We start from the raw sequence: 25,370 nt of genomic DNA on the forward strand, positions 1-25,370 counted from the left end.
CTCACAGGTCCCCCGCGATCGTGTTCCGCTCGCTCGGCTGCACGTACACCAGGCCGTCGCCCTCGAAGCGGATCTGGAAGGCCTCGCCGCCGCCCTCCCCGAGGAGGGTGCGGAACGTCACGCCGGACTGGAAGGACTGCCGCACCTCGCCCTGGTGGGCGACATAGGCGCCCGGGTCCACGGTCAGCGGGTACTGCGGGGTGACCCGGAGCACGACCGCCGGCCCGTCGGAGAGGATCGCCGCCTGGCCGTGTCCCTCCACGGTCGTCGTGAACAGCCCGGTGCCCTGCGAGGCGCCGCGCAGGCCCGTGAAGGTCGTGCCCGTCCGCAGCCGGCTGTCCGTCGCCAGCAGGTTGCCCGACTCCACGTACAGCTTGTCGCCCCGCAGGGCGACCAGGTTGATCTCGGCGGCCCGGTCCGCCAGCCAGCAGGTCCCGTGCCCTCTCACCTCCATCACCGTCATCTGCTCGCCGGTGAGCCGCCGGGTCACCATCCCGCGCAGCCCCTCGCCGCCACCACTCAGCTTCTTGAAGGTCATCCGCCCGTCGTACGCGACCATCGAGCCGTTCTTCGCCTTCACGGCGTCATCGGTCATGTCGACGGCGAGCACCTTGCTCCCCTGGAGCCGGAACATCGCCACGCTGCGAAAGTAGCCGCCGGGCGGGTGGACCGAACAGGGCCCACGGGTGGACACCCACCCTGGGCGGACCCCTAGGGGCGCCGTTTGCCACAATGGGGAGACGCTTGTGCGTGCGTTCACAAATGATTACTCCCACCGAAGGTGACCCGTGGACATCAAGACCGCCACCGCCCTCCGCCGTCTCCGCCTGGTCTCGGCCCCGGAGGCCGTGTCCTTCCTGGTCCTGCTCCTGTGCTCGGTGCTGAAGCGGACCACGGACTTCAACGCGGTCCCCGTCATGGGCGCGATCCACGGCGTCCTCTTCGTGCTGTACGTCCTCTTCTGGGCGGACGCCTGGAACCGCACCAAGTGGCCGCTGGGGACCGCTGCCTTCTACTTCGTCCTCTCGGTGCTGCCCACCGGCGGCTTCTTCGCCGAGCGCAAGCTGCGCCGCGAGGCCGAGGACGCCGTCATCGCCGCCCGGGCCCGCCGCGAAGGAGCCGTGAACGCGTGATCGTCGCCTTCTCCGTGACGCCCCTCGGTGTCGGCGAGGACGTGGGGGAGTACGTCGCCGACGCCGTCCGCGTGGTCCGCGCCTCGGGCCTGCCCCATCGCACCGACGCCATGTTCACCTCCGTCGAGGGCGAGTGGGACGAGGTCATGGACGTCGTCAGGCGCGCCGTCGCCGCCGTCGAGCAGCGCGCGCCGCGCGTCTCCCTGGTCCTCAAGGCGGACATCCGGCCCGGTGTGACCGACGGACTCACCTCCAAGGTCGAGACCGTCGAGCGGCACCTGGCGCAGTAACCCCGCCGCCCGGCACACGCCCCACCCCGGCCCGCACCGGCCGGGGTTTTTTCCTGCACAAGGGTTTGAGCGATCGCTCAAAGAGCGGTACGTTCAGCGGCAGACGGTTTGAGCGTTCGCTCAAACACCATGCTGACGTGGGGGAACACATGGGTCTGTACGTAGAGACACATATCCGCGCCGATCTCGACGAGCTATGGGCCCGCACCCAGGACCCGGCCTGTCACCAGCGCTGGGACCTGCGCTTCACCGAGATCCATCACCTCCCGCGCGCGGAGGGCGAGCCGCAGCGCTTCCGCTACGCCACCCGCGTGCTGCCCTTCCTCACCGTCTCCGGCACCGGGGTCGCGGCCGGCGAACGGGAGCGCCCCGACGGCACCCGGACCTCCGCGCTGCGCTTCTCCTCCGCGCACCCCCTGTCACTGATCGCCGAGGGCAGCGGCTACTGGCGCTACGTGCCCGACGTCCACGGCGTCCGCTTCCTCACCGGCTACGACTACCGCCCCCGCTGGGGAGCCCTCGGCACCCTCGCCGACCGCCTGCTCCTGCGCCCGCTCATGGGCTGGGTGACCGCCTGGTCCTTCGACCGGCTCCGGCTCTGGCTGGAGCGGGGCATCACCCCCGAGCGCGCCCTCGTCCACTGGCTCACCGAGCTGACGGTCCGCACGCTGCTGCTCGCCCTGTGCCTGACCGGACTCGGGCAGGGCGCCCTCCCCGGCCCGCTCGGCCCCCTCACGGACGCCATGGCCTACCTGTGCCCGCTGCTGCTGGTCGTCGGCGTCTCCCTCGCCCTGTTCAAGGCCCCGCTCGCCGGGACCCCGGCCGCCCGGCGCTGCCTGCGCGCCCCCGCCACCCGCATCCGGGCACCCCGTCTCCTGCGCACCCTGGAGAAGCACGGATGACGTCGATCTTCCAGAGCGTGATGGGCGCCGACTTCGACCGCCTCCACCCCGCGCTGCGCCGCCGCTTCTCGGTGGGACTGGCGAGCGGTGAGGCCTGCACGGGCCGGGGCGTGATGGACCGGATCTGGCACGGCCCGGCGTTCGTGCGGCCGTTCCTGGCCCTGGGCGCCGTTCGCAACATCCTGGTCCCCCGGGCCGGCCGGAACATCCCGTTCGTCATCGAGAACGTGCCGTACGCCGACACCTTCGGCCGTGAGACGGTGAGTTTCGTGCGCACCTTCGACCTGCCCGGCCGCACCCGCCGCTTCGACGCGCAGATGGTGCTGAGCCCCCGGGGCGACCGGATCCTCGACTACCTCGGCACCCACCAGCACCTCGCCAGCGACCTGCACCTGCGTGCCGAACCCGACGGCTCGCTGCTCATCCGCTCCGGCGAGCACCGGTTCCGGGAGGGGCCGGTGGACGTCCGCGTCCCCGAGGTCATCGGCGCCACGGCCGAGGTGCGGGAGTCCTACGACGAGAGGGCCGGCCGCTTCCGCATCCGGGTCCGGGTGGTGAACCGGTACGCCGGGCCGCTCTTCGGCTACGAGGGCTCCTTCACGGCGTCGTACACGGATGTACGCGTCCACGGGGTGCGGCCCGGGCTGCGGCCGGTGCGGGAGGAGGCGCGCGCATGAGCCCGGAGACGGCGAAGGCCCAGGAGACCAAGACGAAGCTGCTGGAGGGCGCCCTGCGGACGCTCACCGAGCAGGGCATCGCCAGGACGTCGGCGCGGACGGTGGCGGCGGCGGCCGGAGTCAACCAGGCGCTGGTCTTCTACCACTTCGGATCGGTGGACGAACTGCTCGCCGCCGCCTGCCGGTACGGGGCGGAGAAGGCCGTGGCCGGCTACCGGGAACGGCTCGCCGGAGTCTCCTCCCTGTCCGAGCTGCTCACCCTCGGGCGGGAGATCCACGAGCGGGAGCGGGCCGGGGGGCATGTGGCCCTGCTCGGCCAGCTGCTGGCCGGGGCACCGACGCACCCCGCGCTGGGGCCGGCCACCGCCGACGGGCTGCGGCTGTGGATCACCGAGATCGAGCGGGTGCTCACCCGTCTGCTCGCTCCGACGCCGTTAGGCGAGTTCGTCGACCCGGCGGGGCTGGCGCGGGCGGTCGCGGCGTCCTTCGTCGGGATCGAGCTGTACGAGGGGGTCGACGACCAGGGCGCGCACGCGGCGCTCGGCGCGCTGGAGCAGCTCGGCGCGCTGGTGGCCGCGCTGGAGGACCTCGGGCCGGTGGCACAGCGGGCGGTACGGCACCGCCTGCGGCGGAACGGACGCTGAGGCGCACGCGGCTTTCCGGGCCCGGGTGACCGAAAGACGAGACGGAGCTGACCGGCATATGACCGGCCGGTAGGGTCTGAAGACGTGCCGAAGCCTCTCAGCCTTCCGTTCGACCCCATCGACCGCGCCGACCAGCTCTGGAAGCAGCGCTGGGGAAACGTGCCGTCCATGGCCGCGATCACCTCGATCATGCGGGCGCAGCAGATCCTGCTCGCCGAGGTGGACGCGGTGGTCAAGCCGTACGGGCTGACGTTCGCCCGGTACGAGGCGCTGGTGCTGCTCACCTTCTCCAAGGCCGGTGAGCTGCCGATGTCCAAGATCGGTGAGCGGCTGATGGTGCACCCCACATCGGTGACGAACACCGTGGACCGGCTGGTGCGGTCGGGGCTGGTCGCCAAGCGCCCCAACCCCAACGACGGCCGCGGCACCCTCGCCGTCATCACCGACAAGGGCCGCGAGGTGGTCGACGCGGCCACCCGCGACCTGATGGCCATGGACTTCGGACTCGGTGTGTACGACGCCGAGGAGTGCCAGGAGATCTTCGCGATGCTCCGGCCCCTGCGGATCGCGGCGCGCGACTTCGACGAGGAGTGACCCGGGGCAAGATCTCCCGGAACGGGTGGTTACGCTCGACTCCATGAAAAAGAGCGTGCTGACCCGCTACCGCGTCATGGCCTACACCACCGGTGTCCTGCTGGTGCTGCTGTGCCTGAGCATGATCGCGAAGTACGGGCTGGGCGTCGACGGTGCCGCCGACTTCACCCGGGTCGTCGCCATCGCCCACGGCTGGCTGTACGTCGTCTACCTGATCTTCGCCTTCGACCTGGGCTCCAAGGCGAAGTGGCCGGTCGGCAAGCAGCTGTGGGTGCTGCTCGCGGGCACCATTCCGACGGCCGCCTTCTTCGTCGAGCGGAAGATCAGCCGCGAGCTGGACGCGCAGGTCGGCGACCGCGCCCCCGCCGTCGCCAAGGCGTAGCGCACCGCACACCAGGGCGTGGCGCACCGCGCGGCAAGGCGTGGCGCACACCGCCGTACGGATGCCGTACGGCGGCCAGCCATCGACATTTACTAGGACGTCCTAGTAAATTCAAGGGTATGGACGCTCACGCCATCGAGGAGGGCCGCCGTCGCTGGCAGGCCCGCTACGACGCCGCGCGCAAGCGCGACGCGGACTTCACCACGCTCTCCGGCGACCCCGTGGAGCCGGTGTACGGGCCCCGACCGGGCGACACGTACGAGGGATTCGACCGGATCGGCTGGCCCGGGGAGTACCCCTTCACGCGCGGGCTCCACCCGACCGGCTACCGCGGCCGTACCTGGACGATCCGCCAGTTCGCCGGGTTCGGAAACGCCGAGCAGACCAACGAGCGGTACAAGATGATCCTCGCCGCCGGCGGCGGGGGCCTGTCCGTCGCCTTCGACATGCCGACGCTGATGGGCCGCGACTCCGACGACCCGCGCGCGCTCGGCGAGGTCGGGCACTGCGGGGTCGCCATCGACTCGGCCGCCGACATGGAGGTGCTGTTCAAGGACATCCCGCTCGGGGACGTCACGACCTCCATGACCATCAGCGGGCCCGCCGTGCCCGTCTTCTGCATGTACCTGGTCGCCGCCGAGCGCCAGGGCGTCGACCCGGGCGTGCTCAACGGAACGCTCCAGACCGACATCTTCAAGGAGTACATCGCCCAGAAGGAGTGGCTCTTCCAGCCGGAGCCCCATCTGCGGCTGATCGGCGACCTGATGGAGCACTGCGCGGCGGGCATCCCGGCGTACAAGCCGCTGTCCGTCTCCGGCTACCACATCCGGGAGGCCGGGGCCACGGCCGCGCAGGAGCTGGCGTACACGCTCGCGGACGGCTTCGGGTACGTCGAACTGGGCCTCAGCCGCGGACTGGACGTCGACGTCTTCGCACCCGGCCTGTCCTTCTTCTTCGACGCGCACGTCGACTTCTTCGAGGAGATCGCCAAGTTCCGGGCCGCCCGGCGCATCTGGGCGCGCTGGATGCGGGACGTGTACGGCGCGAAGACCGACAAGGCGCAGTGGCTGCGCTTCCACACCCAGACCGCCGGCGTCTCGCTGACCGCGCAGCAGCCCTACAACAACGTGGTGCGCACGGCCGTGGAGGCACTGGCCGCCGTGCTCGGCGGGACCAACTCGCTGCACACCAACGCCCTGGACGAGACCCTGGCCCTGCCCAGCGAGCAGGCGGCCGAGATCGCCCTGCGCACGCAGCAGGTGCTGATGGAGGAGACCGGCGTCGCCAACGTGGCGGACCCGCTGGGCGGCTCCTGGTACGTCGAGCAGCTGACCGACCGGATCGAGGCGGACGCGGAGAAGATCTTCGAGCAGATCAGGGAGCGGGGCCTGCGGGCCCACCCGGACGGGCGGCACCCGATCGGCCCCATCACCTCCGGCATCCTGCGCGGGATCGAGGACGGCTGGTTCACCGGCGAGATCGCCGAGTCGGCGTTCCGCTACCAGCAGTCCCTGGAGAAGGGCGACAAGCGGGTCGTGGGCGTCAACGTCGCCACCGGCTCGGTGACCGGAGACCTGGAGATCCTGCGCGTCAGCCACGAGGTGGAGCGGGAGCAGGTGCGGGCGCTCGCCGGACGCAAGGCCGCACGCGACGAGGCGGCGGTGCGCGGCGCCCTGGACGGCATGCTGGCCGCCGCCCGCTCCGGCGCCAACATGATCGAGCCGATGCTGGACGCCGTACGCGCGGAGGCGACGCTGGGCGAGATCTGCGGCGTACTGCGCGACGAGTGGGGCGTGTACACGGAGCCCCCGGGCTTCTGACGGACCCCCTCCGCCACACTGCCCGCCGGCCCGACAGCCGGCGGGCAGTGTGGCGTCGGCACGCGATGTCGTCCCGCGGGAGCCGCCCGGGGCAACGCCTAGTCGTCCCCCGGGGCTTCCGCCAGGCCGTGGAGCAGGACCCGGGTGAAGCTGTGGACCCATTCCCCGTCCGCCGGTTTGCCGCTCACCAGGGTGCGGTGGACGACCGCGCCGGCCACCACGTCGAAGATGAGGTCGACGGTGCGGGCGGACTCCCGCGGATCGGGTTCCGGGGGGAGTTCGCCGCGTTGCTGTGCCCGGGCACGGCCCTCCAGGACCAGGCGCATCTGGCGGTCCACGATGGAGGCGCGGATGCGTTCGCGCAGGGCGTCGTCGCGGGTGGACTCGGCGATCACCGCCATCAGTCCGCTCTTCGCCTCGGGCCGGGCGAGGATGGCCGCGAACTGGAGGACGACGCCCTCGATGTCGTCGGCGAGGCTGCCGCAGTCGGGCAGCCGCAGTTCGTCGAAGAGTTCCGCGACGGCGTCCACGACGAGTTCGTTCTTGCCGGCCCAGCGGCGGTAGAGCGTGGTCTTCGCGACCCCCGCGCGCGTGGCGACGTCCCCCAGCGTGAGCTTGGACCAGCCGAGGTCGACGAGAGCCTCCCGGGTCGCGGCCAGGATCGCGGCGTCCGCGGTGGCGCTGCGCGGGCGTCCGGGACGGCCGGCGGGGGTGCGGCTCTGCATGCCATCGACCATAACCGGCGGATCCTGTGGTGCCGTGAGGGAGATCACCGGGGCGGGGTGTCGCGGGTTGCCCCGATGGCATTACGCTACGAGTCGTAGCGAAAGCTCGTGCGGGACGTACACGGGCGACGACCGAGGGCGTGGGGTGGGGACCCGGCGCCGCTACGACGCATTTTTCGTTCCGGCGCGGGATCGGGGGAGGATAGACGCATGCAGCCACGGAACATGTCCATGAGCGGAGTCGTCGACCTCGCCGCGGTGAAGGCGGCCCAAGAGGCCAAGGCCAAGGCCGAGCAGACGCGCGCCGAAGCCGCCCGACGGGGCGGGACGGGGGCCGTCTCGCCGGCCGACCTCGTCATCGACGTCGATGAGGCGGGCTTCGAGCGCGACGTCCTCCAGCGCTCCGCCGAAGTACCCGTCGTCATCGACTTCTGGGCCGAGTGGTGTCAGCCCTGCAAGCAGCTGAGCCCGGTCCTGGAGCGGCTGGCCGTCGAGTACGACGGGCGCTTCCTCCTCGCCCGGATCGACGTCGACGCCAACCAGATGCTGATGCAGCAGTTCGGCATCCAGGGTGTCCCGGCCGTCTTCGCGGTCGTCGCCGGGCAGGCGCTGCCGCTGTTCCAGGGGGCGGCCGACGAGCAGCAGATCCGGCAGACGCTGGACCAGCTGGTGGCGGTCGCCGAGGAGCGCTTCGGCCTGACCGGTCTGACCGTCGACCCGGAGGCCGAGCCGGGCGGTGCCCCGCAGACCGCTCCGGCGGCGGGACCGTACGACGCGGCCCTGAACGCCGCCGCGTTGGCGCTGGACGCCGGCGACCTGGGCGGGGCCGTCCAGGCCTACCGCAACGTACTGGCCGACGACCCGGCCCACCCCGAGGCCCTGCTGGGCCTCGCGCAGGCCGAGTTGTTGCAGCGGGTGCAGGGTATGGATCCGCAGAAGGTCCGTCAGGAGGCGGCCGAGAGGCCGTCGGACGTACAGGCGCAGATCGCCGCCGCCGACCTGGATCTGGTCGGCGGACACGTCGAGGACGCCTTCGGCCGGCTGATCCAGACCGTGCAGCGCACGGCGGGTGACGACCGGGACGCGGTGCGGGTCCGGCTGCTCGAACTGTTCGAGGTGGTGGGCCCGGAGGACCCGCGGGTCATCGGGGCGCGCCGCGCGCTGGCGCGTGCGCTGTTCTGACCAGTCGCTAAACGCCACGGCGTGTGATGCCGGGGTCAAAGGTTCGCCGACGAGGCGCCACAGTGACCGCACTTTGCCAAAACTTGGCAATCGCGGTCACTGTTACTCCGAGTAAATCAAAGCCGTTGATCTGTCTGAGTTCGTCCAGAGATCAACGGTTTTTCCCGTCCCCCGGCCACCACCGAGTGTCGCGGTCCGAGACCGGTCGGTCGTCCTCCGGTTATCCAGCCGTTACTAGCCAGTAACGAACCCCCTTGTGTCCGGGCCGAGAATGCACCACGATCGGCGACGCTCGGTCCATTCCCGCACCCCGGCATCCGGCCGGGACGCGGGAGACTCTGGGTCCCCACCGAGCAGAGCCGGCGGCAGTGGCGCCGGCTCTCGGGCAGGGGGGTCTTCGCCGGCCGGCGAAGCCTGTCCAGCAGGGTTGTGCGTGATGCGTGTCAGGCGCGACCAGTGGTTGTCGCTCGGGGGTGATCGCCGGTGATTCGGGCGCGGTTCGCGCCTCCGAGTGCGGGCGCTCTCCTTCCCGAGGACGTAGCACTTCTCCCATCCCTGCCCGGCTGAGCCGCCGTCCCGGGGGCTAGTCCGGGCCAGGAGATGTACGTCCGAGAAGGAGGAAATATGGAGTCCCAGGTGCGTGGCGGGACCAGATGGAAGCGGTTCGCTGTGGTCATGGTGCCCAGCGTCGCCGCTACGGCAGCGATAGGCGTCGCCCTCGCGCAGGGTGCGCTGGCTGCGTCGTTCAGTGTGTCGGGCCAGGAATTCAAGGTGAGCGCCGACACGCTCGAAGGCAAGGAATTCACCCAGTACGGCGCGCTGGACACGGGCAAGGACCTCGAGGGCAAGGACGCGGCGCACCCGGTGGCGGTCTCGGCCTTCAAGTCCGCGGCCATCACCAACATGTGCCAGTCCGTGGTCACTCCGGTGCCGTTCCTGAACAATCAGATCACGCTCAAGCTGACCGCGGGCAACAAGGGCAAGGCCGTCCAGGCGTCGGACCTCTACATCGACGTCTCCAACCTCGACGCCGACCAGGCCGTGTTCCACGGCATGGACATCGGTGTCGCGGCCGGCAGCGCCAAGGGCCCCAAGCCCAAGGCTGAGGAGTACGCGGGCAAGAAGACCAGCCCGTTCGGTTTCGCCCAGCAGGCCGACAGCGTTGAGCTGACCGGCGTGCACCAGACGGCGTGGGCGACCACCGCCGGCACCTTCACCCTGTCCAACCTGCACATGGGGCTGGAGTGGGGCAGCGGCGCGAAGCACGAGTGCTACTAGGCGCTTGATGGCGGGCGGGGGAGGCACCGGTTTCCCCGCCCGCACCCCCGACCGCTCCACCCCCAGCACCACATCACCAGAGCAACGCCGCACCAGGGAGCTGTTTTCCATGAGCGCCGAGACTTCTGCCGCCCCCGGCCAGTTCACCCGCCGTAGGTCGCAGTTCCGCGCCTGGCGGGGCAACCGCCCGTTCTGGGCGGGCCTGTACGTCTTGCTCGGCGGTTTTCCGATCATGTACTTCCCGTACGCGCACCTCAAGCTGGGCGCGCTCACGGTGGCGATGTCGACCACCGCGGGAGCCGGGTCCCTGATCATCGGCGTGCTCCTCGTCGTCCTGGGTCTGACCCTGTGGTTCCAACAGCACGTACGGGTCTTCGCCGGTGTCGCCGCGATCCTGCTGGCACTGGTGTCGATCCCGGTCTCCAACTTCGGCGGCTTCATCGTCGGCTTCCTGTTCTCGCTGTTCGGCGGGGCCATGGCGGTGGCCTGGGCGCCGGCCAAGTCCGGGTCGCGGCAGACGGCGCCGGCCCTCGCGGACGACGACGCTCCCGTGGAGGGGCCGTCCGAGACGGCCTACGGGTTCGGCGAGGCGAACGACCTGTCAGGAACGAGCCCGGCCAACGGGGCGAACGGGAGGCACAGTGCCGGCTGACGAGGTGATCCGCGGGACCGACGTGGAGGGGTCCCGCGAGAGAACCGGGCCCCGTCACGCGGCCCCCAGGAAGACGCTGTTCACCAGGTTCCACATGCCTGCCGGCAAGGCGATAGCGTCGGTGGCGATGCCGACCGCGGTGCTCATGGGCTTCGGATACACGTCCTCGCTCGCCCTCGCGGCCAACGGCAGCCCGTCCCCGTCCACCAGCCAGCAGGCCGAGGACTACAAAGACTGTGTGAAGGCCCTGGACGGCTCCGAGGACCCGTCCGCCTCGCCGTCGCCGTCGCCGTCCGCATCGGCATCGGCATCGGCATCGGAGAGCGCGTCCGCGACGCCGTCACCCACCGCGAGTGCCGGTGCCGGCAAGACGGACACGAAGGCACCGGACGATTCGACGGCACCGGGCAAGACCTCTTCGCCGGATTCAGGTTCCGGCGACAAGGCCACACCCGAGCCGACCGCGTCCTCCGGTTCCGGTACGGGTTCCGGCTCCGGTTCCGGTGCTGACACGGCCACGCCCACACCGACCCCGTCGCAGACGCACACCGGCGTCGGAGACGTCCTCGGCACCATCGGCGACACGGTCGGTGACATCCTCACCGGCGGCCACACGGACTCCGGCACGTCGACCGCGGCCCCGACGCCCTCCGCCTCCCCGTCGTCCCCGTCGTCCGCCCCGGACACCGGTTCGTCGGGCTCCGGTTCGTCCTCCCCGGGCGGCAGCGCCACCGACACCGTCAAGGACACGGCCAAGAAGGCCACCGACACGGTGAAGGGCACGGTCAACAAGGCCACCGACACCGTGAAGGACACGGCCGGGAAGGCCACCGACACCGTCAAGGACACGACCTCCAAGGCCGGTGACGCCGCCAAGAACGCCGGGGACGCCACCGCGTCGGCCACGCCCAGCCCGTCCGCCGGTTCCAGCACGTCCCCGGAGAACTGCCCGGCGGCCACCGACAAGGTCGGCGGCGTCGACAACGGCATTCTGGTGGCGGACGATCCCTGGTACCTGGAGGCCAGTTCTCTGACGCTGAACGGCGCCGACTACCAGGGCGTCGTGGAGGTGAAGACGGCGAGCGGCACCACGAAGAAGGTGCTCAAGTACGTCATCTCCGGTGGCACCAAGATCGTGGACCTTCACCAGATCGTGAAGGACAAGCAGTCGGGCAAGACGTACCACGTGCAGAGTGCCAAAGGCGGCGAGTCCACCATCGAGGGTGGCAAGACCACGATGTACACCGAGAGGATCTCGGGCAACCTGCTCGGCCTGATCCCCGTGACGTTCACCCCCGACAACCCGCCGCCCCTGAACATCCCCTGGATCCTGTTCACCCACGTCAAGGTGGTCCAGGCGGCCCAGTTCGGCGGCACCCTGACCATCCCGGGCATGCGCCAGTACACGACCGACTGACCGTCGTCGTACTCGACGAACCTTTTCGGGAGCCGCACGGGACTGTGCCCCGCCGGGACGACCGGCGGGGCACAGTCCTGTGCGAAGGTCATTGGCCGGCACGTCGGTGAAGATGGCGACGGCCGCGTCCGTGCCATCGAGAACGTCGCTCCCGGGGACCGGGTTCTCAAGGCGCAGCCGGGCGAGCCGAGGGCGCCCCCTGGAACAGGGAGCGCCCTCGGCGTCGTACGAGATCCAGCGGGACGGTCAGTTGCCCTGGCCGCCGATGTGGTGGACGCGGATCATGTTCGTGGTGCCGGGGACCCCGGGGGGCGAGCCGGCGGTGATGATGACGGTGTCGCCCGCGTCGAAACGGCCCAGCCTGGCGACCTCCTGGTCCACCAGGTCGACCATCTCGTCGGTGGTGTGCACGAACGGCACGACGTGCGACTCGACGCCCCAGCTGAGGGTGAGCTGGTTGCGGGTCGACTCGTCCGTGGTGAAGGCGATGATCGGCTGGATCGCGCGGTAGCGGGACAGGCGGCGCGCGGTGTCACCGGACTGGGTGAAGGCGACCAGGCCCTTGGCGCCGAGGAAGTCGGCGATCTCGGCGGCCGCGCGGGCCACCGAACCGCCCTGCGTGCGCGGCTTCTTGCCCGGCACCAGCGGCTGGAGGCCCTTGGAGAGCAGTTCCTGCTCGGCCGCGGTGACGATCTTCGACATGGTCTTGACCGTCTCGACCGGGTACGCGCCCACGCTGGACTCGGCGGACAGCATGACCGCGTCGGCGCCGTCCAGGATCGCGTTGGCCACGTCGGAGGCCTCGGCGCGGGTCGGACGGGAGTTGGTGATCATCGACTCCATCATCTGGGTCGCCACGATCACCGGCTTGGCATTGCGCCGGCACAGCTCGATCAGGCGCTTCTGCACCATGGGGACCTTCTCGAGCGGGTACTCGACGGCGAGGTCACCGCGGGCGACCATCACGGCGTCGAACGCCGCGACGACGTCCGCCATGTTCTCGACCGCCTGCGGCTTCTCCACCTTGGCGATGACGGGGACGCGGCGGCCCTCCTCGTCCATGACACGGTGGACGTCCTGGATGTCCTTGGCGTCCCGGACGAAGGACAGGGCGACCATGTCGCAGCCCATGCGGAGGGCGAAGCGCAGGTCCTCGACGTCCTTCTCGCTGAGCGCGGGCACGTTGACGGCCGTGCCGGGCAGGTTGATGCCCTTGTGGTCGGAGACGACGCCGCCCTCGATGACGATCGTCCGGACCCGGGGGCCCTCGACGTCCAGGACCTTCAGCTCGACGTTGCCGTCGTTGATCAGGACCTGGTCGCCGCGCGAGACGTCGCCCGGCAGCCCCTTGTACGTGGTGCCGCACAGGTGCTTGTCGCCCGGCACGTCCTCGGTCGTGATGACGAACTCGTCACCGCGCTCCAGCTCGACCGGGCCCTCGGCGAAGGTCTCCAGCCGGATCTTGGGGCCCTGGAGGTCGGCGAGGACGCCGATGGGGCGGCCGGTCTCCTTGGACGCGGCCCGGACGCGGTCGTACCGCGCCTGGTGCTCGGCCTGGGAGCCGTGGCTGAAGTTGAACCGGGCCACGTTCATGCCCGCCTCGATCATGGCGACGAGCATCTCGTGGGAGTCGACCGCGGGGCCGAGAGTACAGACGATTTTCGAACGGCGCATGGAGCGATCCTATCGGTTTGTTTCGCTACGGAATATTCCGTCTGGTGGAAGATACAAATGAGTGGGGCACCGCTCAGGTGCTATTCAGTTGTGCTTTCCGACCAGTGCGTAGGTCTGCGACGCGATCTCCAGTTCCTCGTCCGTCGGGACCACGGCCACCGCCACCCGGGCGGACTCCGGCGAGATCAGCCGCGGCCCGTCGCCGCGGACGGCGTTGCGCTCCGGATCGACGGCCAGGCCCAGGCTCTCCAGGCCCGCCACCGCCGCCGCGCGCACCGGTGCCGCGTTCTCGCCGACGCCGGCGGTGAACGCCACCGCGTCCACCGTGCCGAGGACGGCGTAATAGGCACCGATGTACTTCTTGAGCCGGTGAATGTAAATGTCGAAGGCGAGAGCGGCCTCTTCGTCGCCCTCGTCGATCCGGCGGCGGATCTCCCGCATGTCGTTGTCCCCGCACAGACCGAACAGACCGCTCCTCTTGTTGAGAAGAGTGTCGATCTCCTCCATGGACATTCCGCCGACACGCGCCAAATGGAAGATGACGGCCGGGTCCAGATCACCGGATCGCGTACCCATCACGAGCCCCTCCAAGGGCGTCAGTCCCATGGAGGTGTCCACGCAGCGGCCCTTCTCGACCGCGGACGCCGAGGCGCCGTTGCCCAGGTGCAGCACGATCACGTTGACCTCGGACGGGTCCTTGCCCAGCAGCCGTGCCGTCTCCCGGGAGACGTAGGCGTGGGAGGTGCCGTGGAAGCCGTAGCGGCGGATGCGGTGCCGGTCGGCGATCCTCGGGTCGATGGCGTAGCGCGCCGCCGACTCCGGCATCGTCGTGTGGAACGCGGTGTCGAACACGGCGACCTGGGGCAGATCGGGGCGCAGGGCCCGCGCGGTGCGGATGCCGGTGAGGTTGGCCGGGTTGTGCAGCGGGGCGACCGGGATCAGCCGCTCGATCTCGGTGAGCACCTCGTCGTCGATGACGGTGGGCTCGGTGAAGAACAGTCCGCCGTGCACCACCCGGTGCCCGATCGCGGCCAGCTCGGGGGAGTCCGGGCCGATGCCGTCCCGGCTCAGCTCCTCGGCGACGGCCTTGAGGGCGGCGTCGTGGTCGGCGATCGGGCCGCTGTGCTCGCGGGTGTCGCCGGTGCTCAGGCAGGTGTGCCGGAGCCGGGAGGTCTGCTCGCCGATGCGCTCGACCAGGCCCGCCGCGAGCCGGCTGCTGTCCCGCATGTCCAGCAGCTGGTACTTCAGCGAGGAGGAGCCGGAGTTCAGGACGAGGACGCGGGTGGGGTTGCTCACTGCTCGGGTGCCTTCTCGTCGAGGTTCTGGGCCTGGATGGCCGTGATGGCGACGGTCGTGACGATGTCCTGGACGAGGGCGCCCCGGGACAGGTCGTTGACCGGCTTGCGCAGGCCCTGGAGCACCGGGCCGACGGCGATCGCGCCGGCCGAGCGCTGCACGGCCTTGTAGGTGTTGTTGCCGGTGTTGAGGTCGGGGAAGATCAGCACGCTGGCCTGCCCGGCGACCTCGGAGCCCGGCAGCTTGGTGGCCGCGACGGACGGCTCCACGGCCGCGTCGTACTGGATCGGCCCCTCGGTCTTCAGGTCGGGCCGCCTGCCGCGGACCAGCTCGGTGGCCGCGCGAACCTTGTCGACGTCGGCGCCCGAACCGGACGTACCGGTGGAGTACGACAGCATCGCGATCCGCGGTTCCACGCCGAACTGGGCGGCCGTGGCGGCCGACTGGACGGCGATGTCCGCGAGCTGCTCGGCGTCCGGGTCGGGGTTGACCGCGCAGTCGCCGTAGACCAGCACCTTGTCGGTCAGGCACATGAAGAACACCGACGAGACGATGGACGCGTCCGGCCGGGTCTTGATGACCTCGAAGGCCGGCCGGATGGTGGCCGCCGTGGAGTGCACCGAGCCGGACACCATGCCGTCGGCCAGCCCCTCCTGGACCATGAGGGTGCCGAAGTAGTTGACGTCGGAGACGACGTCGTGGGCCAGTTCGACCGTGACGCCCTTGTGGGCGCGCAGCGCCGCGTACTTCTCGGCGAAGGCGTCGCGCAGCTCGGAGGTGGCCGGGTCGATCAGCTGGGTGTCGCCGAGGTCGATGCCGAGGTCGGCGGCCTTCTTGCGGATCTGGTCGACCGGGCCGAGCAGGGTCAGCTCGCACACGCCCCGGCGCAGCAGCACCTCGGCCGCGTGCAGCACCCGCTCCTCGGTGCCCTCGGGCAGGACGACCCGCCGCTTGTCGGAGCGGGCCTGCTCCAGGAGCTTGTGCTCGAACATCATCGGGGTGACCCGGTCGCTGCTGGGTGCCGAGACCCGGCGGGCCAGGTCGGCGGTGTCGGCGTAGCGTTCGAACAGGCCGAGCGCGGTCTCCGCCTTGCGCGGGGTGGCCGCGTTCAGCTTGCCCTCCAGGGAGAACAGCTGCTCGGCGGTGGGGAAACTGTTGCCGGGGACGGAGATCACCGGGGTGCCCGGGGCGAGGCGGGCGGCGAGGGTGAGGATCTCGTCGCTCGGCACCTCGTTCAGGGTGAGCAGCACGCCGGCTATCGGCGGGGTGCCGGCGCTGTGCGCGGCCAGCGAGCCGACGACCAGGTCGGCGCGGTCCCCGGGGGTGACGACCAGGCAGCCCGGGGTGAGGGCGCCCAGGAAGTTGGGCAGCATCGCGCCGCCGAAGACGAAGCCCAGCGCGTCCCGGGCGAGGCCGGAGTCGTCACCGAGCAGTACCCGGGCGCCGAGGACCTGGGCGATCTGCGCGACCGTCGGCGCGGACAGCGCCGGCTCGTCGGGGAGCACGTACGTGGGGACCGGCAGCCGGTCGGCGAGCCGCTCGGCGATCCTGTCGCGGTCCTCGCGGGCCACCCGGTTGGCGACCATGGCGAGGACGTCGCAGCCGAGGCCGTCGTAGGCGCGGAAGGCGTTGCGGGTCTCGGCCAGCACGGACTCGGCCGGCTGCCGGCGGCCGCCCACCACCGGGATCACCGACGCGCCGAACTCGTTGGCGAGCCGGGCGTTCAGGGACAGTTCGTCCGGCAGCTGGGTGTCGGCGTAGTCGGTGCCGAGGACCAGGACGACGTCGTAGTCCCGGGCCACCAGGTGGAAGCGGTCGACGAGGGCGGAGACCAGTTCGTCGGTGCCCTGTTCGGCCTGGAGCGCGGACGCCTGGTGGTAGTCCATGCCGTAGACGGTCGCCGGGTCCTGCGTAAGGCGGTAGCGCGCCCGCAGCAGCTCGAAGAGACGGTCCGGACCGTCGTGGACGAGCGGACGGAACACGCCCACCCGGTCGACCTGCCGGGTCAGCAGCTCCATGACCCCCAGTTCCACGACCTGACGGCCGTCACCTCGGTCGATCCCGGTCACGTACACGCTGCGCGTCACGTGTCCACTCCGTTCCTTCTGTCGTTTCTGCCGTGTCTGTCGCGTCATCGGCATAAAGGTCGGCCGCATAAAAATCGCTCACCGAGGTGAGCAGAACCCTCTTGACAATACCCCCGCTCCCGGATAAGGCGCCCGTCAAGACCTCTCCTGCCCCGTGGACGTGAAAGAATCGACATCGGCTCCCCGGTACCGACAGCGAGCAGGAGACACAGCACGATGCGCATCGGAGTTCTCACCGCAGGTGGCGACTGCCCCGGCCTGAACGCCGTGATCCGGTCGGTCGTGCACCGGGCGGTGGCGCAGTACGGCGACGAGGTCATCGGTTTCGAGGACGGTTACCGGGGTCTGCTGGACCGCCACTACCGCGCCCTCGACCTGGACGCGGTCAGCGGCATCCTGGTCCGCGGCGGCACCATCCTCGGCTCCTCCCGCCTGGAGCGCGACCGGCTGCGCGAGGCCTGCGAGCGGGCCACCGACATGGTCGAGGAGTTCGGCATCGACGCGCTGATCCCGATCGGCGGCGAGGGCACCCTGACGGCGGCCCGCATGCTCTCCGACGCCGGCCTCCCGGTCGTCGGCGTGCCCAAGACCATCGACAACGACATCTCCTCCACCGACCGCACCTTCGGCTTCGACACCGCCGTCGGCGTGGCCACGGAGGCGATGGACCGGCTGAAGACCACCGCCGAGTCCCACCAGCGGGTGATGGTCGTCGAGGTCATGGGCCGGCACGCCGGCTGGATCGCCCTGGAGTCCGGCATGGCCGCCGGCGCCCACGGCATCTGCCTGCCCGAGCGGCCCTTCGACCCGGCCGACCTGGTCAAGATGGTCGAGGAGCGGTTCGCCCGCGGCAAGAAGTTCGCCGTCATCTGCGTCGCCGAGGGCGCGCACCCCGCCGAGGGCACCATGGACTACGGCAAGGGCGCCATCGACCAGTACGGCCACGAACGCTTCCAGGGCATCGGCACCGCCCTCGCCTACGAGCTGGAGCGGCGCCTGGGCAAGGAGTCCAAGCCGGTCATCCTCGGCCACGTCCAGCGCGGCGGTGTCCCCACCGCGTACGACCGTGTCCTCGCCACCCGGTTCGGCTGGCACGCCGTCGAGGCCGCGCACCGCGGTGACTTCGGGCGGATGACCGCGCTGCGCGGCACCGACATCGTGATGGTGCCGCTCGCGGAGGCGGTCACCGAGCTGAAGACGGTGCCGAAGGACCGCATGGACGAGGCCGAGTCGGTCTTCTAGAGCCGTTCGCCCCGTTCAGCCGCCGGTGGTCTCGATGCGGTCCCAGAAGTGCTCCACGATCCGGTCGAGGAAGTCCCGGCCGGACTCGCTGGCACCCGTGCCGCCACCGCCCCAGCTGAGTGTGGCGGCCATGTGCCCCTGGTAGTCCTGGTGCAGCCCTTGCAGCACCGCCTCCGCGACGTCCCGCTCCAGCGGCGCCAGCCGCAGCACCGGCGTCACATAGGCCTGCCAGCGGGTGGTCACCGCGCTGTGCAGCAGTTCGGCGAGTCTCGTCTCGCGGCCGGTGACGGCGACGAAGTCGGGCAGGGCGAGGTCGAGGACCCGGGCCAGCGCGGCCGACCGGCGCTCGTCGCCCCGCCACTGCCCGCTCTCCTCCGTGCGCAGATACGCGCGCAGGTCCATGCCGACGGCGCGGGCGACGTCCTCGGGTGCCACGCCCCGGGCGACGCGATGCTCGCGCAGGGTCCGCGGCCGGCCGATGAGTTCGCCCGGAGAACACCACAACGCGCCCGCCAGCGCGGTGAGTTCGGGGTTGCTGGGGGTGATCGTGCCGCGCTCCCAGGCGATCACGAGGTCGGGGGTGACATACGGCAGCCCGTACGAGGCACGCATCCCGTAGGCGACGTGCTCGGGCCCCATGCCCAGCGCGGCACGGAGCCTGCGGGCGGCGGGGGCGTCGAACGGGAGAGCCGGGGGGTTCGGCCGGGCTGAGGGTTGGCGCACCCGGCACAACGTAGGCCCGGACCGCGCGGTTGACCACGGTCGGTTCCACCGAGATCACGGATCGTACGAACGTACGGGGTGATCACGCCGAATCGCCCGGCACCCCGTGCCGTCCGCCCGCGGCCGGCCGGGCCGGCGAACCCCTGGGGGTCTCCCCGGCCGCCGGCGCGCTCACCGGCTCGGCGTGCCCCATCGGTACACCAGCTCCGGCCGTCCCACCTGCCCGTACAGCGGACTCCGTCCGGCCCGGCCCGCCTCCACCAGGTGTTCCAGGTACCGGCGGGCGGTGATCCGGGAGATGCCCACGGCCTCGGCGACCCCCGCCGCCGTGAGCCCCTGCGGCGCCTCCCGCAGCGCGCCCGTCACCCGCTCCAGCGTCGGCCCGCTCAGCCCCTTCGGCAGCGCCGCGGGAGAAGGGGCCCGCAGGCTCGCCAGTGCCCGGTCCACCTCGTCCTGTCCGCTCGCTTCGCCCACCGCCGCGCGGAACTCGGCGTACCGGATCAGCCGGTCCCGGAGCGTCGCGAACGTGAACGGCTTCAGGACGTACTGGACGACCCCCAGCGAGACCCCCTCCCGCACCACCGCCAGGTCCCGTGCCGACGTCACCGCTATCACGTCCGCGTGATGCCCGGCCGCCCGCAGGGACCGGGCGAACTGGAGACCGTGCACGTCCGGGAGGTGGAGATCCAGCAGCAGCAGGTCCACGGGCGTACGGTCCAGGACGCGCCGCGCCTGCGCTCCCGTGTGCGCCTTCCCGACCGCGACGAATCCGGGAACCCGGCCGACGTACAGCACGTGGGCATCGGCGGCCACCGGGTCGTCCTCGACGACGAGTACGCGGATGGGCCGCTGTCGGCTCGTCATCCGCCACCGCCCGGGGCCGTGCGCAACGGCAACCGCACCTCGAACACCGCTCCGTCCTCACCCTCCTCGTCGGACTCCACCGCCGTCAGCGTGCCCTCGTGGCGGTTCACCGCCTGGCGGACCAGGGCCAGCCCGAGTCCCCGCCCGCCGGGCCCGGCCGGCTTGGTGGAGAACCCGCGCTGGAACACCAGGCCGGCGTGGGCGGGGTCGACACCGGGACCGGTGTCCGACACGCGCAGTACGACTTCGGCGGCCGAAGCGTACGCCGTCACCGTCACCCGCGCCCGCGCCGTCCCCTGCGCCGCGTCCACCGCGTTGTCGATCAGGTTGCCGAGAATGGTGACGAGGTCCCGCGCCGACAGTTCGGCCGGGAGCAGCCCGTCGTCCAGCCGGCTGTCGGGGGACACCACCAGCTCCACGCCCCGCTCGTTCGCCTGCGCGGTCTTGCCCAGCAGCAGCGCGGCGAGGACCGGTTCGCTCACCGCCGCGACCACCTGGTCGGTGAGGGCCTGGGCCAGCTCCAGCTCGGCCGTCGCGAACTCCACCGCCTCCTCGGCCCGGCCCAGCTCGATCAGGGAGACGACGGTGTGCAGGCGGTTCGCCGCCTCGTGCGCCTGCGAGCGCAGGGCCTGGGTGAACCCGCGCTCCGAGTCCAGCTCGCCCATCAGGGACTGGAGTTCGGTCACGTCGCGCAGGGTGACGACCGTGCCCCGGCGCTCACCGCCGGACACCGGGGACGTGTTCACCACCAGCACCCGGGACGCCGTCAGGTGCACCTCGTCCACCCGGGGCTCGGAGGACAGCAGGGCGCCGGTCAGCGGGGCGGGCAGCCCCAGCCCGGCCACCGAACGGCCGATCAGGTCCGGGTCACCGGCGCCGCCCACGCCGAGCAGTTCCCGGCCGCCGTCGTTGATCAGGGCCACCCGGTACTGGGCGTCCAGCATCAGCAGGCCCTCGCGGACCGCGTGCAGCGCCGCCTGGTGGTAGTCGTGCATGTGGCTCAGCTCGGTGGCGTTCATGCCGTGGGTGTGGCGGCGCAGCCGCGCGTTGATCACGTAGGTGCCGACCGCGCCCAGCAGCAGGACGCCGCCGGCGACCCCGAGCAGGGCGGTGAGCTGGTCCTGGACCCGGGCGCTGATCGTCTGCACGGTGATGCCGGCGCTGACCAGTCCGATGACCCGGCCGTGGTCGGTGATGGGGGTCACCGCGCGGACGGACGGGCCGAGCGTGCCGGTGTAGGTCTCCGTGAAGGTGCGGCCGTGCCGGGCGGGACCGATGGTGCCGAGGAAGCGTCTGCCGATCTGCCGCCGGTCGGGGTGGGTCCAGCGGATGCCGGACGGGTTCATGATCGTGACGAAGTCGACGTCGGCGTCCCGCATGACCTGGAGGGCGTACGGCTCCAGCCGGCTGCTGGGGTCCGTCGTGCGGATCGCCGTGCGGACCGAGGGGGAGTCGGCGATCGAGCGGGCCACCGCCGTCGCCTGCCGGGCGGCGGCGTCCTCGGCCTGCCGCTGGTCGCTGACGTAGGTGAACAGCGCGTACCCGGCCACGACCACCGCGACCAGCACGGCCTGCATGGCGAACAGCTGGGCCGCCAGGCTGTGGGGTCGCGGAAGGGTGGGGAGGCGCATGCCAGCAGTGTGCCTCGCGGGCCGGGCGGGGCGGGAACGGGCGGCCGGGCGCGAACTCAATGAACACAAGGGTGACCGCCTTCACACGGCCGGGAGATAGTCACGGCGTTCCCCCAACAACGCCCGGACGTGAGCCGCACGCCGGTTGTTCACCGACGAAGACGTCAAGGAGGGCAGTCGTGGCCGCCAGCACCCCCGATACGGCACCTGCCGCACCCCGCGTGCAGCGGGACCGGACCCACTACCTGTACATCGCCGTCATCGCGGCGGTCGCGCTCGGCATCGCCGTGGGGCTGATCCGGCCCGACGCTGCGGTGCAGCTGAAGCCGCTGGGCACCGGATTCGTGAACCTGATCAAGATGATGATCTCGCCGATCATCTTCTGCACGATCGTGCTCGGCATCGGATCCGTGCGCAAGGCCGCCAAGGTCGGTGCCGTCGGCGGTATCGCCCTCGGCTACTTCCTGGTGATGTCGCTCGTCGCGCTCGCCATCGGCCTCGTCGTCGGCAACGTGCTGCACCCGGGGGCGGGGCTGCACCTGACCGAGGCGCTCCGGCAGACCGGGCACGCCCAGGTGTCCAGCGACGCGCTGCCGCCCGTGGACTTCGTCCTGTCGATCATCCCGACCACGTTCGTGTCCGCGTTCACCGAGGGCCAGGTCCTCCAGACGCTGCTGGTGGCCCTGCTCGCCGGGTTCGCGCTCCAGGCCATGGGCCGGGCCGGGCAGCCGGTGCTGCGGGGCGTCGAGCACATCCAGCGGCTGGTCTTCCGCATCCTGTCCATGGTGATGTGGGCCGCGCCGGTCGGCGCGTTCGGGGCGATCGCGGCCGTGGTCGGTTCCGCGGGCGTCGACGCGCTCAAGAGCCTCGCCGTGCTGATGCTGGGCTTCTACGTCACCTGCTTCCTGTTCGTGTTCGTCGTGCTCGGGGCGGTGCTCCGGATCGTCGCGGGGGTGAACGTCCTCTCCCTGTTCAAGTACCTGGCGCGGGAGTTCCTGCTGATCCTGTCCACCTCCTCCTCCGAGTCGGCGCTGCCGCGGCTGATCGCGAAGATGGAGCACCTGGGCGTCAGCCGGCCGGTCGTCGGCATCACCGTGCCGACCGGGTACTCGTTCAACCTCGACGGCACGATGATCTACATGACCATGGCGTCGCTGTACATCGCGGACGCGCTGGGCACGCCGATGTCGGTGGGCGAGCAGATCCCGCTGCTGCTGTTCCTGCTGCTGGCGTCGAAGGGCGCGGCGGGTGTCAGCGGGGCCGGCCTGGCGACCCTGGCCGGCGGCCTCCAGTCGCACAAGCCCGCGCTGGTCGACGGGGTCGGGCTGATCGTGGGCATCGACCGGTTCATGAGCGAGGCGCGTGCGCTGACGAACTTCGCGGGCAACGCGGTGGCGACCGTGCTCGTGGGCACGTGGACCAAGGAGATCGACAAGGAGCGGGTGCGGCGGGTGCTGGCCGGCGAGCTGCCGTTCGACGAGACGACCCTGCTGGACGAGGAGCGGGCGGCGGTCAGCGACGTTCCCGCGCCGCGCGAGGACGGCGAGAAGGAGCTGGCCAAGGCCTGATCCGCCAAGAGTTCCGGACGTCCGGCCCGGCCTGAACCCGGGCCGGGCGTCCGGTCACCGCCGCCGGGCGGCCGAGTCTCCCCCGTACCTCGGCCGCCCGGCGGTCCATCTCTTTCCCCTACGGCCTCTACGGCTTCTTCACGACACCTCGGCCACCAGCTCGGTGGCCCGTGAGGCGGGTACGCCCGCCGCGGTCAGCACGGCGACCGTGGCCGCGCGGCCCGCCTCCTGTGCTGCCAGGAGGCCGTCGTTCACCGCCTCCGTCACCGCGAACAGCATCTGCTCCACCACATAGGCGAGGGCCGGCGCGGGCAGCGGGGAGACGAACACGCCCTCGTCCAGTCCGCGCTGGAGGAGGCGGATCTTGTCGTCGCGCACGGGCGCGAGGCGTTCCCGGATGCCCTGCACGGTGACCGTCCGCTGGGCCAGGGCGATCAGCAGCCGGTAGCGGTCCGCCACCGGCCACAGGGCGAGCACCGAGCGGGCCACCGCCTCCGCCGGGTCGGCCACTCCGGCGCGGGCGTGCGAGTCGGCGTCCGCGAGGGCTTCCACGGCTCCGTCCACGAGGGTGCTGATCAGTGCTTCCCGGTTGGGGAAGTGGCCGTACACCGTGCGCCGTACGACCCCCGCGGCGCGCGCGATCTGGTCCATGGAGGCGTCGGGATCGCGGAGCAGTTCGGTGAGGGCGACGTCGAGGATGCGGCGCCGGTTGGCGTCGGCGCGGCTGGTGTTACCCGTGGTCATGGCGGACATTCTGCCTCCCCGGCTCGACTTGCACGGCGCTGTGCAACCACGTACATTGCACATGGTTGTGCAATTGCACGCCTCTGTGCAAGTCGTGACGGTACACCGATGTGCGCGTCCGCCGCCGCTCCGGAAAGGAGACCCCCTGCCATGCGACTCGTCATGACCGAACCGGTCGACACGACGGAGCGCCCCTACACCCGGCGCTGGTGGGCGCTGCAGGTGCTGTGCCTCAGTCTGCTGATCATCGTGATGGCGAACACCGCGCTCACGGTCGCCGCGCCCGACATGACCCGGGACCTCGGGCTGTCCAGCGCCGACCTCCAGTGGGTCATCGACGGCTACACCGTCCCCTACGCGGCGCTGATGCTGCTGCTCGGCGCGATCGGCGACAAGTACAGCCGGCGCGGGGCGCTCGTCCTCGGGCTGGTCGTCTTCGGCGGCGGCGCCGTCTTCGGCTACCTCGCCGACAGCTCCACGACCGTCATCGCGGCCCGGGCCGTGATGGGTGTCGGCGCGGCCCTCATCATGCCGGCCACGCTCTCGCTGCTCGCCGCCACCTTCCCGCGTGCCGAGCGGGCGAAGGCGATCACGCTGTGGACCGCCACCGCCGGGCTCGCCATCGCCGCCGGCCCGGTCGTCGCCGGCGCCCTGCTGCGCGACCACGGCTGGTCCTCGACGTTCCTGATCAACGTGCCCATCGCGGCCGTGGCCGTCGTCGGCGCCCTGGTCCTCGTCCCGCCGTCCAAGGCCGGCCACCACGACCGCATCGACTACGTCGGCGGACTTCTCTCGGTGCTCTGGACCGGCGCCCTCGTCTACATGATCATCGAGGGGCCGCACTTCGGCTGGCACGCCAAGGCCGTCGGGGCGGCGGTGCTCGCGGGCGTCGGCCTGGTCGCCTTCGTCCTGTGGGAGCTGCGGCACCCGCGCCCCATCCTGAACGTGCGCCGCTTCGCCGACCGCCGGTTCGCGGGCTCCAACCTCGCCGTCGCCCTGTTCTTCCTGGCCGTCTTCGGCGCCTTCTACTACCTCACCCAGCACCTCCAGTTCGTCCTCGGCTACGACGCCCTCCAGACCGGTGTGCGCATGCTGCCGCTGGCCGGCGCCGTCTTCGCCGGCTCCGCCCTGACCGGCTGGCTCACCCCGCGGGTCGGCATGAAGTGGACCGTCAGCGCGGGCATGGTCGGCGGCACGACCGCCCTCGCCCTGCTGACCCGCGTGGACGCGGGCTCCGGCTACGGCGACCTCGTGGCCCCCCTGATCATCCTGGGCCTCGCCATCGGCCTCGCCCTCTCGCCCTGCACCGACGCCATCATGGGCGCGTTCCCGGAGTCCGAGCTGGGCGTCGGCGGCGCCGTCAACGACACCTCGCTGGAGCTGGGCGGCTCGCTCGGCATCGCCCTCCTCGGCTCGCTGCTCGCCACCTCGTACGGCGACCACCTCTCCGACGCCACCGCCGGCAGCAAGCTCCCGGCGAGCGCCCTGGACACCGCGCGGGACTCGGTCGGCGCCGGGTACGCCGTCGCGCAGGGCATCGGCGAGAAGGCGCACGGACTGGCCGAGCGGGCGGCGGCGGCGAAGGACCCGCAGCAGGCCGCGCAGCTCAAGCAGCAGGCCGCCGAGCTCGCCGCCGGCGCCCGGCAGATGGCGGACGCGGTGGGCTCGGCCTTCTCGGACGCGGTCGCCCGCACCAGCCTGGTCGGCGCGGTGATCCTCGGCGTGGGCACGGTCCTGGTGGCCGTCCTGCTGCCCCGGCGCGAGTCCGCCGCACCCGAGGCGGAGACCGAGGAACGGGAACCGGCGGACAGCCGGGCGGCCTGACCGCTTCCCGCCCCGGTCACG

General features: G+C 71.3%; 24 protein-coding genes. 15 read left to right on the forward strand and 9 right to left on the reverse strand.

The features are described from left to right. Position 1: 1 nt before the first annotated feature. Positions 2–634, reverse strand: coding sequence for an AIM24 family protein (locus AB0F03_RS27075; RefSeq protein WP_361996490.1), 633 nt, complete (start codon positions 632–634; stop codon positions 2–4). A 154-nt stretch (positions 635–788) separates the two neighbouring features. Between AB0F03_RS27075 and AB0F03_RS27080 the strand changes: the two genes are divergently transcribed. The 8 genes from AB0F03_RS27080 (at position 789) to AB0F03_RS27115 (ending at position 6,442) form a co-directional block, all read left to right on the forward strand. After that, positions 789–1,133 carry a DUF3817 domain-containing protein gene (locus AB0F03_RS27080; RefSeq protein WP_361996428.1) on the forward strand — a complete coding sequence of 115 codons (345 nt, stop codon included), beginning with the start codon at positions 789–791 and terminating at the stop codon, positions 1,131–1,133. Next, positions 1,130–1,423 carry an MTH1187 family thiamine-binding protein gene (locus AB0F03_RS27085; protein WP_361996430.1) on the forward strand — a complete coding sequence of 98 codons (294 nt, stop codon included), beginning with the start codon at positions 1,130–1,132 and terminating at the stop codon, positions 1,421–1,423. The genes AB0F03_RS27080 and AB0F03_RS27085 overlap by 4 nt, the downstream gene beginning before the upstream one ends. 149 nt (positions 1,424–1,572) lie before the next feature. Next, positions 1,573–2,325 (forward strand): hypothetical protein, encoded by a 753-nt coding sequence (locus tag AB0F03_RS27090; protein WP_361996492.1) that lies wholly within the window; start codon positions 1,573–1,575, stop codon positions 2,323–2,325. Beyond that, the gene (locus tag AB0F03_RS27095; protein WP_361996432.1) at positions 2,322–3,002 is read left to right on the forward strand and encodes a DUF4166 domain-containing protein; all 681 of its coding nucleotides are present in this window, start codon (positions 2,322–2,324) and stop codon (positions 3,000–3,002) included. The genes AB0F03_RS27090 and AB0F03_RS27095 overlap by 4 nt, the downstream gene beginning before the upstream one ends. Then, the gene (locus AB0F03_RS27100) at positions 2,999–3,646 is read left to right on the forward strand and encodes a TetR/AcrR family transcriptional regulator (RefSeq protein ID WP_361996434.1); all 648 of its coding nucleotides are present in this window, start codon (positions 2,999–3,001) and stop codon (positions 3,644–3,646) included. Before AB0F03_RS27095 ends, AB0F03_RS27100 begins: the two co-directional genes overlap by 4 nt. Before the next feature lie 84 nt (positions 3,647–3,730). Next, on the forward strand, positions 3,731–4,240 hold the full coding sequence (locus AB0F03_RS27105) for a MarR family transcriptional regulator (protein ID WP_356820173.1): 510 nt from the start codon (positions 3,731–3,733) through the stop codon (positions 4,238–4,240). A 43-nt stretch (positions 4,241–4,283) separates the two neighbouring features. After that, positions 4,284–4,622: a DUF3817 domain-containing protein gene (locus tag AB0F03_RS27110; RefSeq protein WP_356820175.1), complete on the forward strand. Its 339-nt coding sequence runs from the start codon at positions 4,284–4,286 to the stop codon at positions 4,620–4,622. Positions 4,623–4,741: 119 nt separating this feature from the next. After that, entirely contained in the window at positions 4,742–6,442 is a 1,701-nt protein-coding gene (locus tag AB0F03_RS27115) for a methylmalonyl-CoA mutase family protein (protein WP_361996436.1), read from the forward strand. 98 nt (positions 6,443–6,540) lie between these two features. Here the strand turns inward: AB0F03_RS27115 and AB0F03_RS27120 are convergent, their stop codons facing one another. After that, positions 6,541–7,167: a TetR/AcrR family transcriptional regulator gene (locus AB0F03_RS27120; RefSeq protein ID WP_361996438.1), complete on the reverse strand. Its 627-nt coding sequence runs from the start codon at positions 7,165–7,167 to the stop codon at positions 6,541–6,543. Positions 7,168–7,377: 210 nt separating this feature from the next. On the opposite strand from AB0F03_RS27120, the gene AB0F03_RS27125 reads away from it, so the two are divergent. The 4 genes from AB0F03_RS27125 (at position 7,378) to AB0F03_RS27140 (ending at position 11,696) form a co-directional block, all read left to right on the forward strand. After that, a complete protein-coding gene (locus AB0F03_RS27125; RefSeq protein WP_361996440.1) occupies positions 7,378–8,349 on the forward strand; it encodes a tetratricopeptide repeat protein in 972 nt (323 codons plus the stop codon). A gap of 624 nt (positions 8,350–8,973) precedes the next feature. Next, positions 8,974–9,627 carry a DUF6230 family protein gene (locus AB0F03_RS27130; protein WP_361996442.1) on the forward strand — a complete coding sequence of 218 codons (654 nt, stop codon included), beginning with the start codon at positions 8,974–8,976 and terminating at the stop codon, positions 9,625–9,627. A gap of 109 nt (positions 9,628–9,736) precedes the next feature. Then, positions 9,737–10,279 (forward strand): DUF6114 domain-containing protein, encoded by a 543-nt coding sequence (locus AB0F03_RS27135; protein ID WP_361996444.1) that lies wholly within the window; start codon positions 9,737–9,739, stop codon positions 10,277–10,279. Then, positions 10,269–11,696, forward strand: coding sequence for a hypothetical protein (locus AB0F03_RS27140; protein ID WP_361996446.1), 1,428 nt, complete (start codon positions 10,269–10,271; stop codon positions 11,694–11,696). The genes AB0F03_RS27135 and AB0F03_RS27140 overlap by 11 nt, the downstream gene beginning before the upstream one ends. 246 nt (positions 11,697–11,942) lie before the next feature. Here the strand turns inward: AB0F03_RS27140 and pyk are convergent, their stop codons facing one another. The 3 genes from pyk to pta form a co-directional block, all read right to left on the reverse strand. After that, positions 11,943–13,370, reverse strand: coding sequence for a pyruvate kinase (pyk, locus tag AB0F03_RS27145; RefSeq protein WP_361996448.1), 1,428 nt, complete (start codon positions 13,368–13,370; stop codon positions 11,943–11,945). An 84-nt stretch (positions 13,371–13,454) separates the two neighbouring features. After that, the gene (locus AB0F03_RS27150; RefSeq protein ID WP_361996450.1) at positions 13,455–14,666 is read right to left on the reverse strand and encodes an acetate kinase; all 1,212 of its coding nucleotides are present in this window, start codon (positions 14,664–14,666) and stop codon (positions 13,455–13,457) included. Next, complete coding sequence (gene pta, locus AB0F03_RS27155; RefSeq protein WP_361996452.1) at positions 14,663–16,753, reverse strand: phosphate acetyltransferase; 2,091 nt, start codon at positions 16,751–16,753, stop codon at positions 14,663–14,665. The genes AB0F03_RS27150 and pta overlap by 4 nt, the downstream gene beginning before the upstream one ends. A gap of 216 nt (positions 16,754–16,969) precedes the next feature. Here pta and AB0F03_RS27160 point away from each other — a divergent pair, with 216 nt between their 5' ends. Beyond that, on the forward strand, positions 16,970–17,995 hold the full coding sequence (locus tag AB0F03_RS27160) for an ATP-dependent 6-phosphofructokinase (RefSeq protein WP_361996453.1): 1,026 nt from the start codon (positions 16,970–16,972) through the stop codon (positions 17,993–17,995). A gap of 15 nt (positions 17,996–18,010) precedes the next feature. Here AB0F03_RS27160 and AB0F03_RS27165 read toward each other — a convergent pair whose 3' ends face one another. From AB0F03_RS27165 to AB0F03_RS27175, 3 genes are all read right to left on the reverse strand, one after another. After that, the gene (locus tag AB0F03_RS27165) at positions 18,011–18,718 is read right to left on the reverse strand and encodes a helix-turn-helix transcriptional regulator (protein ID WP_361996455.1); all 708 of its coding nucleotides are present in this window, start codon (positions 18,716–18,718) and stop codon (positions 18,011–18,013) included. A gap of 171 nt (positions 18,719–18,889) precedes the next feature. Further along, positions 18,890–19,582, reverse strand: a complete 693-nt coding sequence (locus tag AB0F03_RS27170) for a response regulator (RefSeq protein WP_361996457.1) — start codon at positions 19,580–19,582, stop codon at positions 18,890–18,892. Continuing rightward, positions 19,579–21,213: a sensor histidine kinase gene (locus AB0F03_RS27175; RefSeq protein ID WP_361996459.1), complete on the reverse strand. Its 1,635-nt coding sequence runs from the start codon at positions 21,211–21,213 to the stop codon at positions 19,579–19,581. Before AB0F03_RS27175 ends, AB0F03_RS27170 begins: the two co-directional genes overlap by 4 nt. Before the next feature lie 179 nt (positions 21,214–21,392). Between AB0F03_RS27175 and AB0F03_RS27180 the strand changes: the two genes are divergently transcribed. Beyond that, positions 21,393–22,781, forward strand: a complete 1,389-nt coding sequence (locus AB0F03_RS27180) for a cation:dicarboxylase symporter family transporter (protein WP_361996461.1) — start codon at positions 21,393–21,395, stop codon at positions 22,779–22,781. 138 nt (positions 22,782–22,919) lie between these two features. Here AB0F03_RS27180 and AB0F03_RS27185 read toward each other — a convergent pair whose 3' ends face one another. Then, positions 22,920–23,534, reverse strand: a complete 615-nt coding sequence (locus AB0F03_RS27185) for a TetR/AcrR family transcriptional regulator (protein WP_361996463.1) — start codon at positions 23,532–23,534, stop codon at positions 22,920–22,922. A gap of 141 nt (positions 23,535–23,675) precedes the next feature. Here AB0F03_RS27185 and AB0F03_RS27190 point away from each other — a divergent pair, with 141 nt between their 5' ends. Beyond that, positions 23,676–25,349: an MFS transporter gene (locus AB0F03_RS27190; RefSeq protein WP_361996465.1), complete on the forward strand. Its 1,674-nt coding sequence runs from the start codon at positions 23,676–23,678 to the stop codon at positions 25,347–25,349. Positions 25,350–25,370: the final 21 nt, after the last annotated feature.

Source organism: Streptomyces sp. NPDC028722 (genome assembly GCF_040637655.1).
In the GTDB taxonomy this organism is placed as follows: domain Bacteria; phylum Actinomycetota; class Actinomycetes; order Streptomycetales; family Streptomycetaceae; genus Streptomyces.

Excerpts from the sequence above, each read along its gene's own strand:
- AB0F03_RS27130 (WP_361996442.1), top strand. The coding sequence starts at position 8,974 with ATGGAGTCCCAGGTGCGTGGCGGGACCAGATGGAAGCGGTTCGCTGTG.
- AB0F03_RS27175 (WP_361996459.1), bottom strand. The coding sequence starts at position 21,213 with ATGCGCCTCCCCACCCTTCCGCGACCCCACAGCCTGGCGGCCCAGCTG.
- AB0F03_RS27115 (WP_361996436.1), top strand. The coding sequence starts at position 4,742 with ATGGACGCTCACGCCATCGAGGAGGGCCGCCGTCGCTGGCAGGCCCGC.
- AB0F03_RS27170 (WP_361996457.1), bottom strand. The coding sequence starts at position 19,582 with ATGACGAGCCGACAGCGGCCCATCCGCGTACTCGTCGTCGAGGACGAC.
- AB0F03_RS27100 (WP_361996434.1), top strand. The coding sequence starts at position 2,999 with ATGAGCCCGGAGACGGCGAAGGCCCAGGAGACCAAGACGAAGCTGCTG.
- AB0F03_RS27090 (WP_361996492.1), top strand. The coding sequence starts at position 1,573 with ATGGGTCTGTACGTAGAGACACATATCCGCGCCGATCTCGACGAGCTA.
- AB0F03_RS27185 (WP_361996463.1), bottom strand. The coding sequence starts at position 23,534 with ATGTCCGCCATGACCACGGGTAACACCAGCCGCGCCGACGCCAACCGG.
- AB0F03_RS27160 (WP_361996453.1), top strand. The coding sequence starts at position 16,970 with ATGCGCATCGGAGTTCTCACCGCAGGTGGCGACTGCCCCGGCCTGAAC.
- AB0F03_RS27135 (WP_361996444.1), top strand. The coding sequence starts at position 9,737 with ATGAGCGCCGAGACTTCTGCCGCCCCCGGCCAGTTCACCCGCCGTAGG.
- AB0F03_RS27125 (WP_361996440.1), top strand. The coding sequence starts at position 7,378 with ATGCAGCCACGGAACATGTCCATGAGCGGAGTCGTCGACCTCGCCGCG.
- AB0F03_RS27110 (WP_356820175.1), top strand. The coding sequence starts at position 4,284 with ATGAAAAAGAGCGTGCTGACCCGCTACCGCGTCATGGCCTACACCACC.
- pyk (WP_361996448.1), bottom strand. The coding sequence starts at position 13,370 with ATGCGCCGTTCGAAAATCGTCTGTACTCTCGGCCCCGCGGTCGACTCC.
- AB0F03_RS27120 (WP_361996438.1), bottom strand. The coding sequence starts at position 7,167 with ATGCAGAGCCGCACCCCCGCCGGCCGTCCCGGACGCCCGCGCAGCGCC.
- AB0F03_RS27075 (WP_361996490.1), bottom strand. The coding sequence starts at position 634 with ATGTTCCGGCTCCAGGGGAGCAAGGTGCTCGCCGTCGACATGACCGAT.
- AB0F03_RS27190 (WP_361996465.1), top strand. The coding sequence starts at position 23,676 with ATGCGACTCGTCATGACCGAACCGGTCGACACGACGGAGCGCCCCTAC.
- AB0F03_RS27095 (WP_361996432.1), top strand. The coding sequence starts at position 2,322 with ATGACGTCGATCTTCCAGAGCGTGATGGGCGCCGACTTCGACCGCCTC.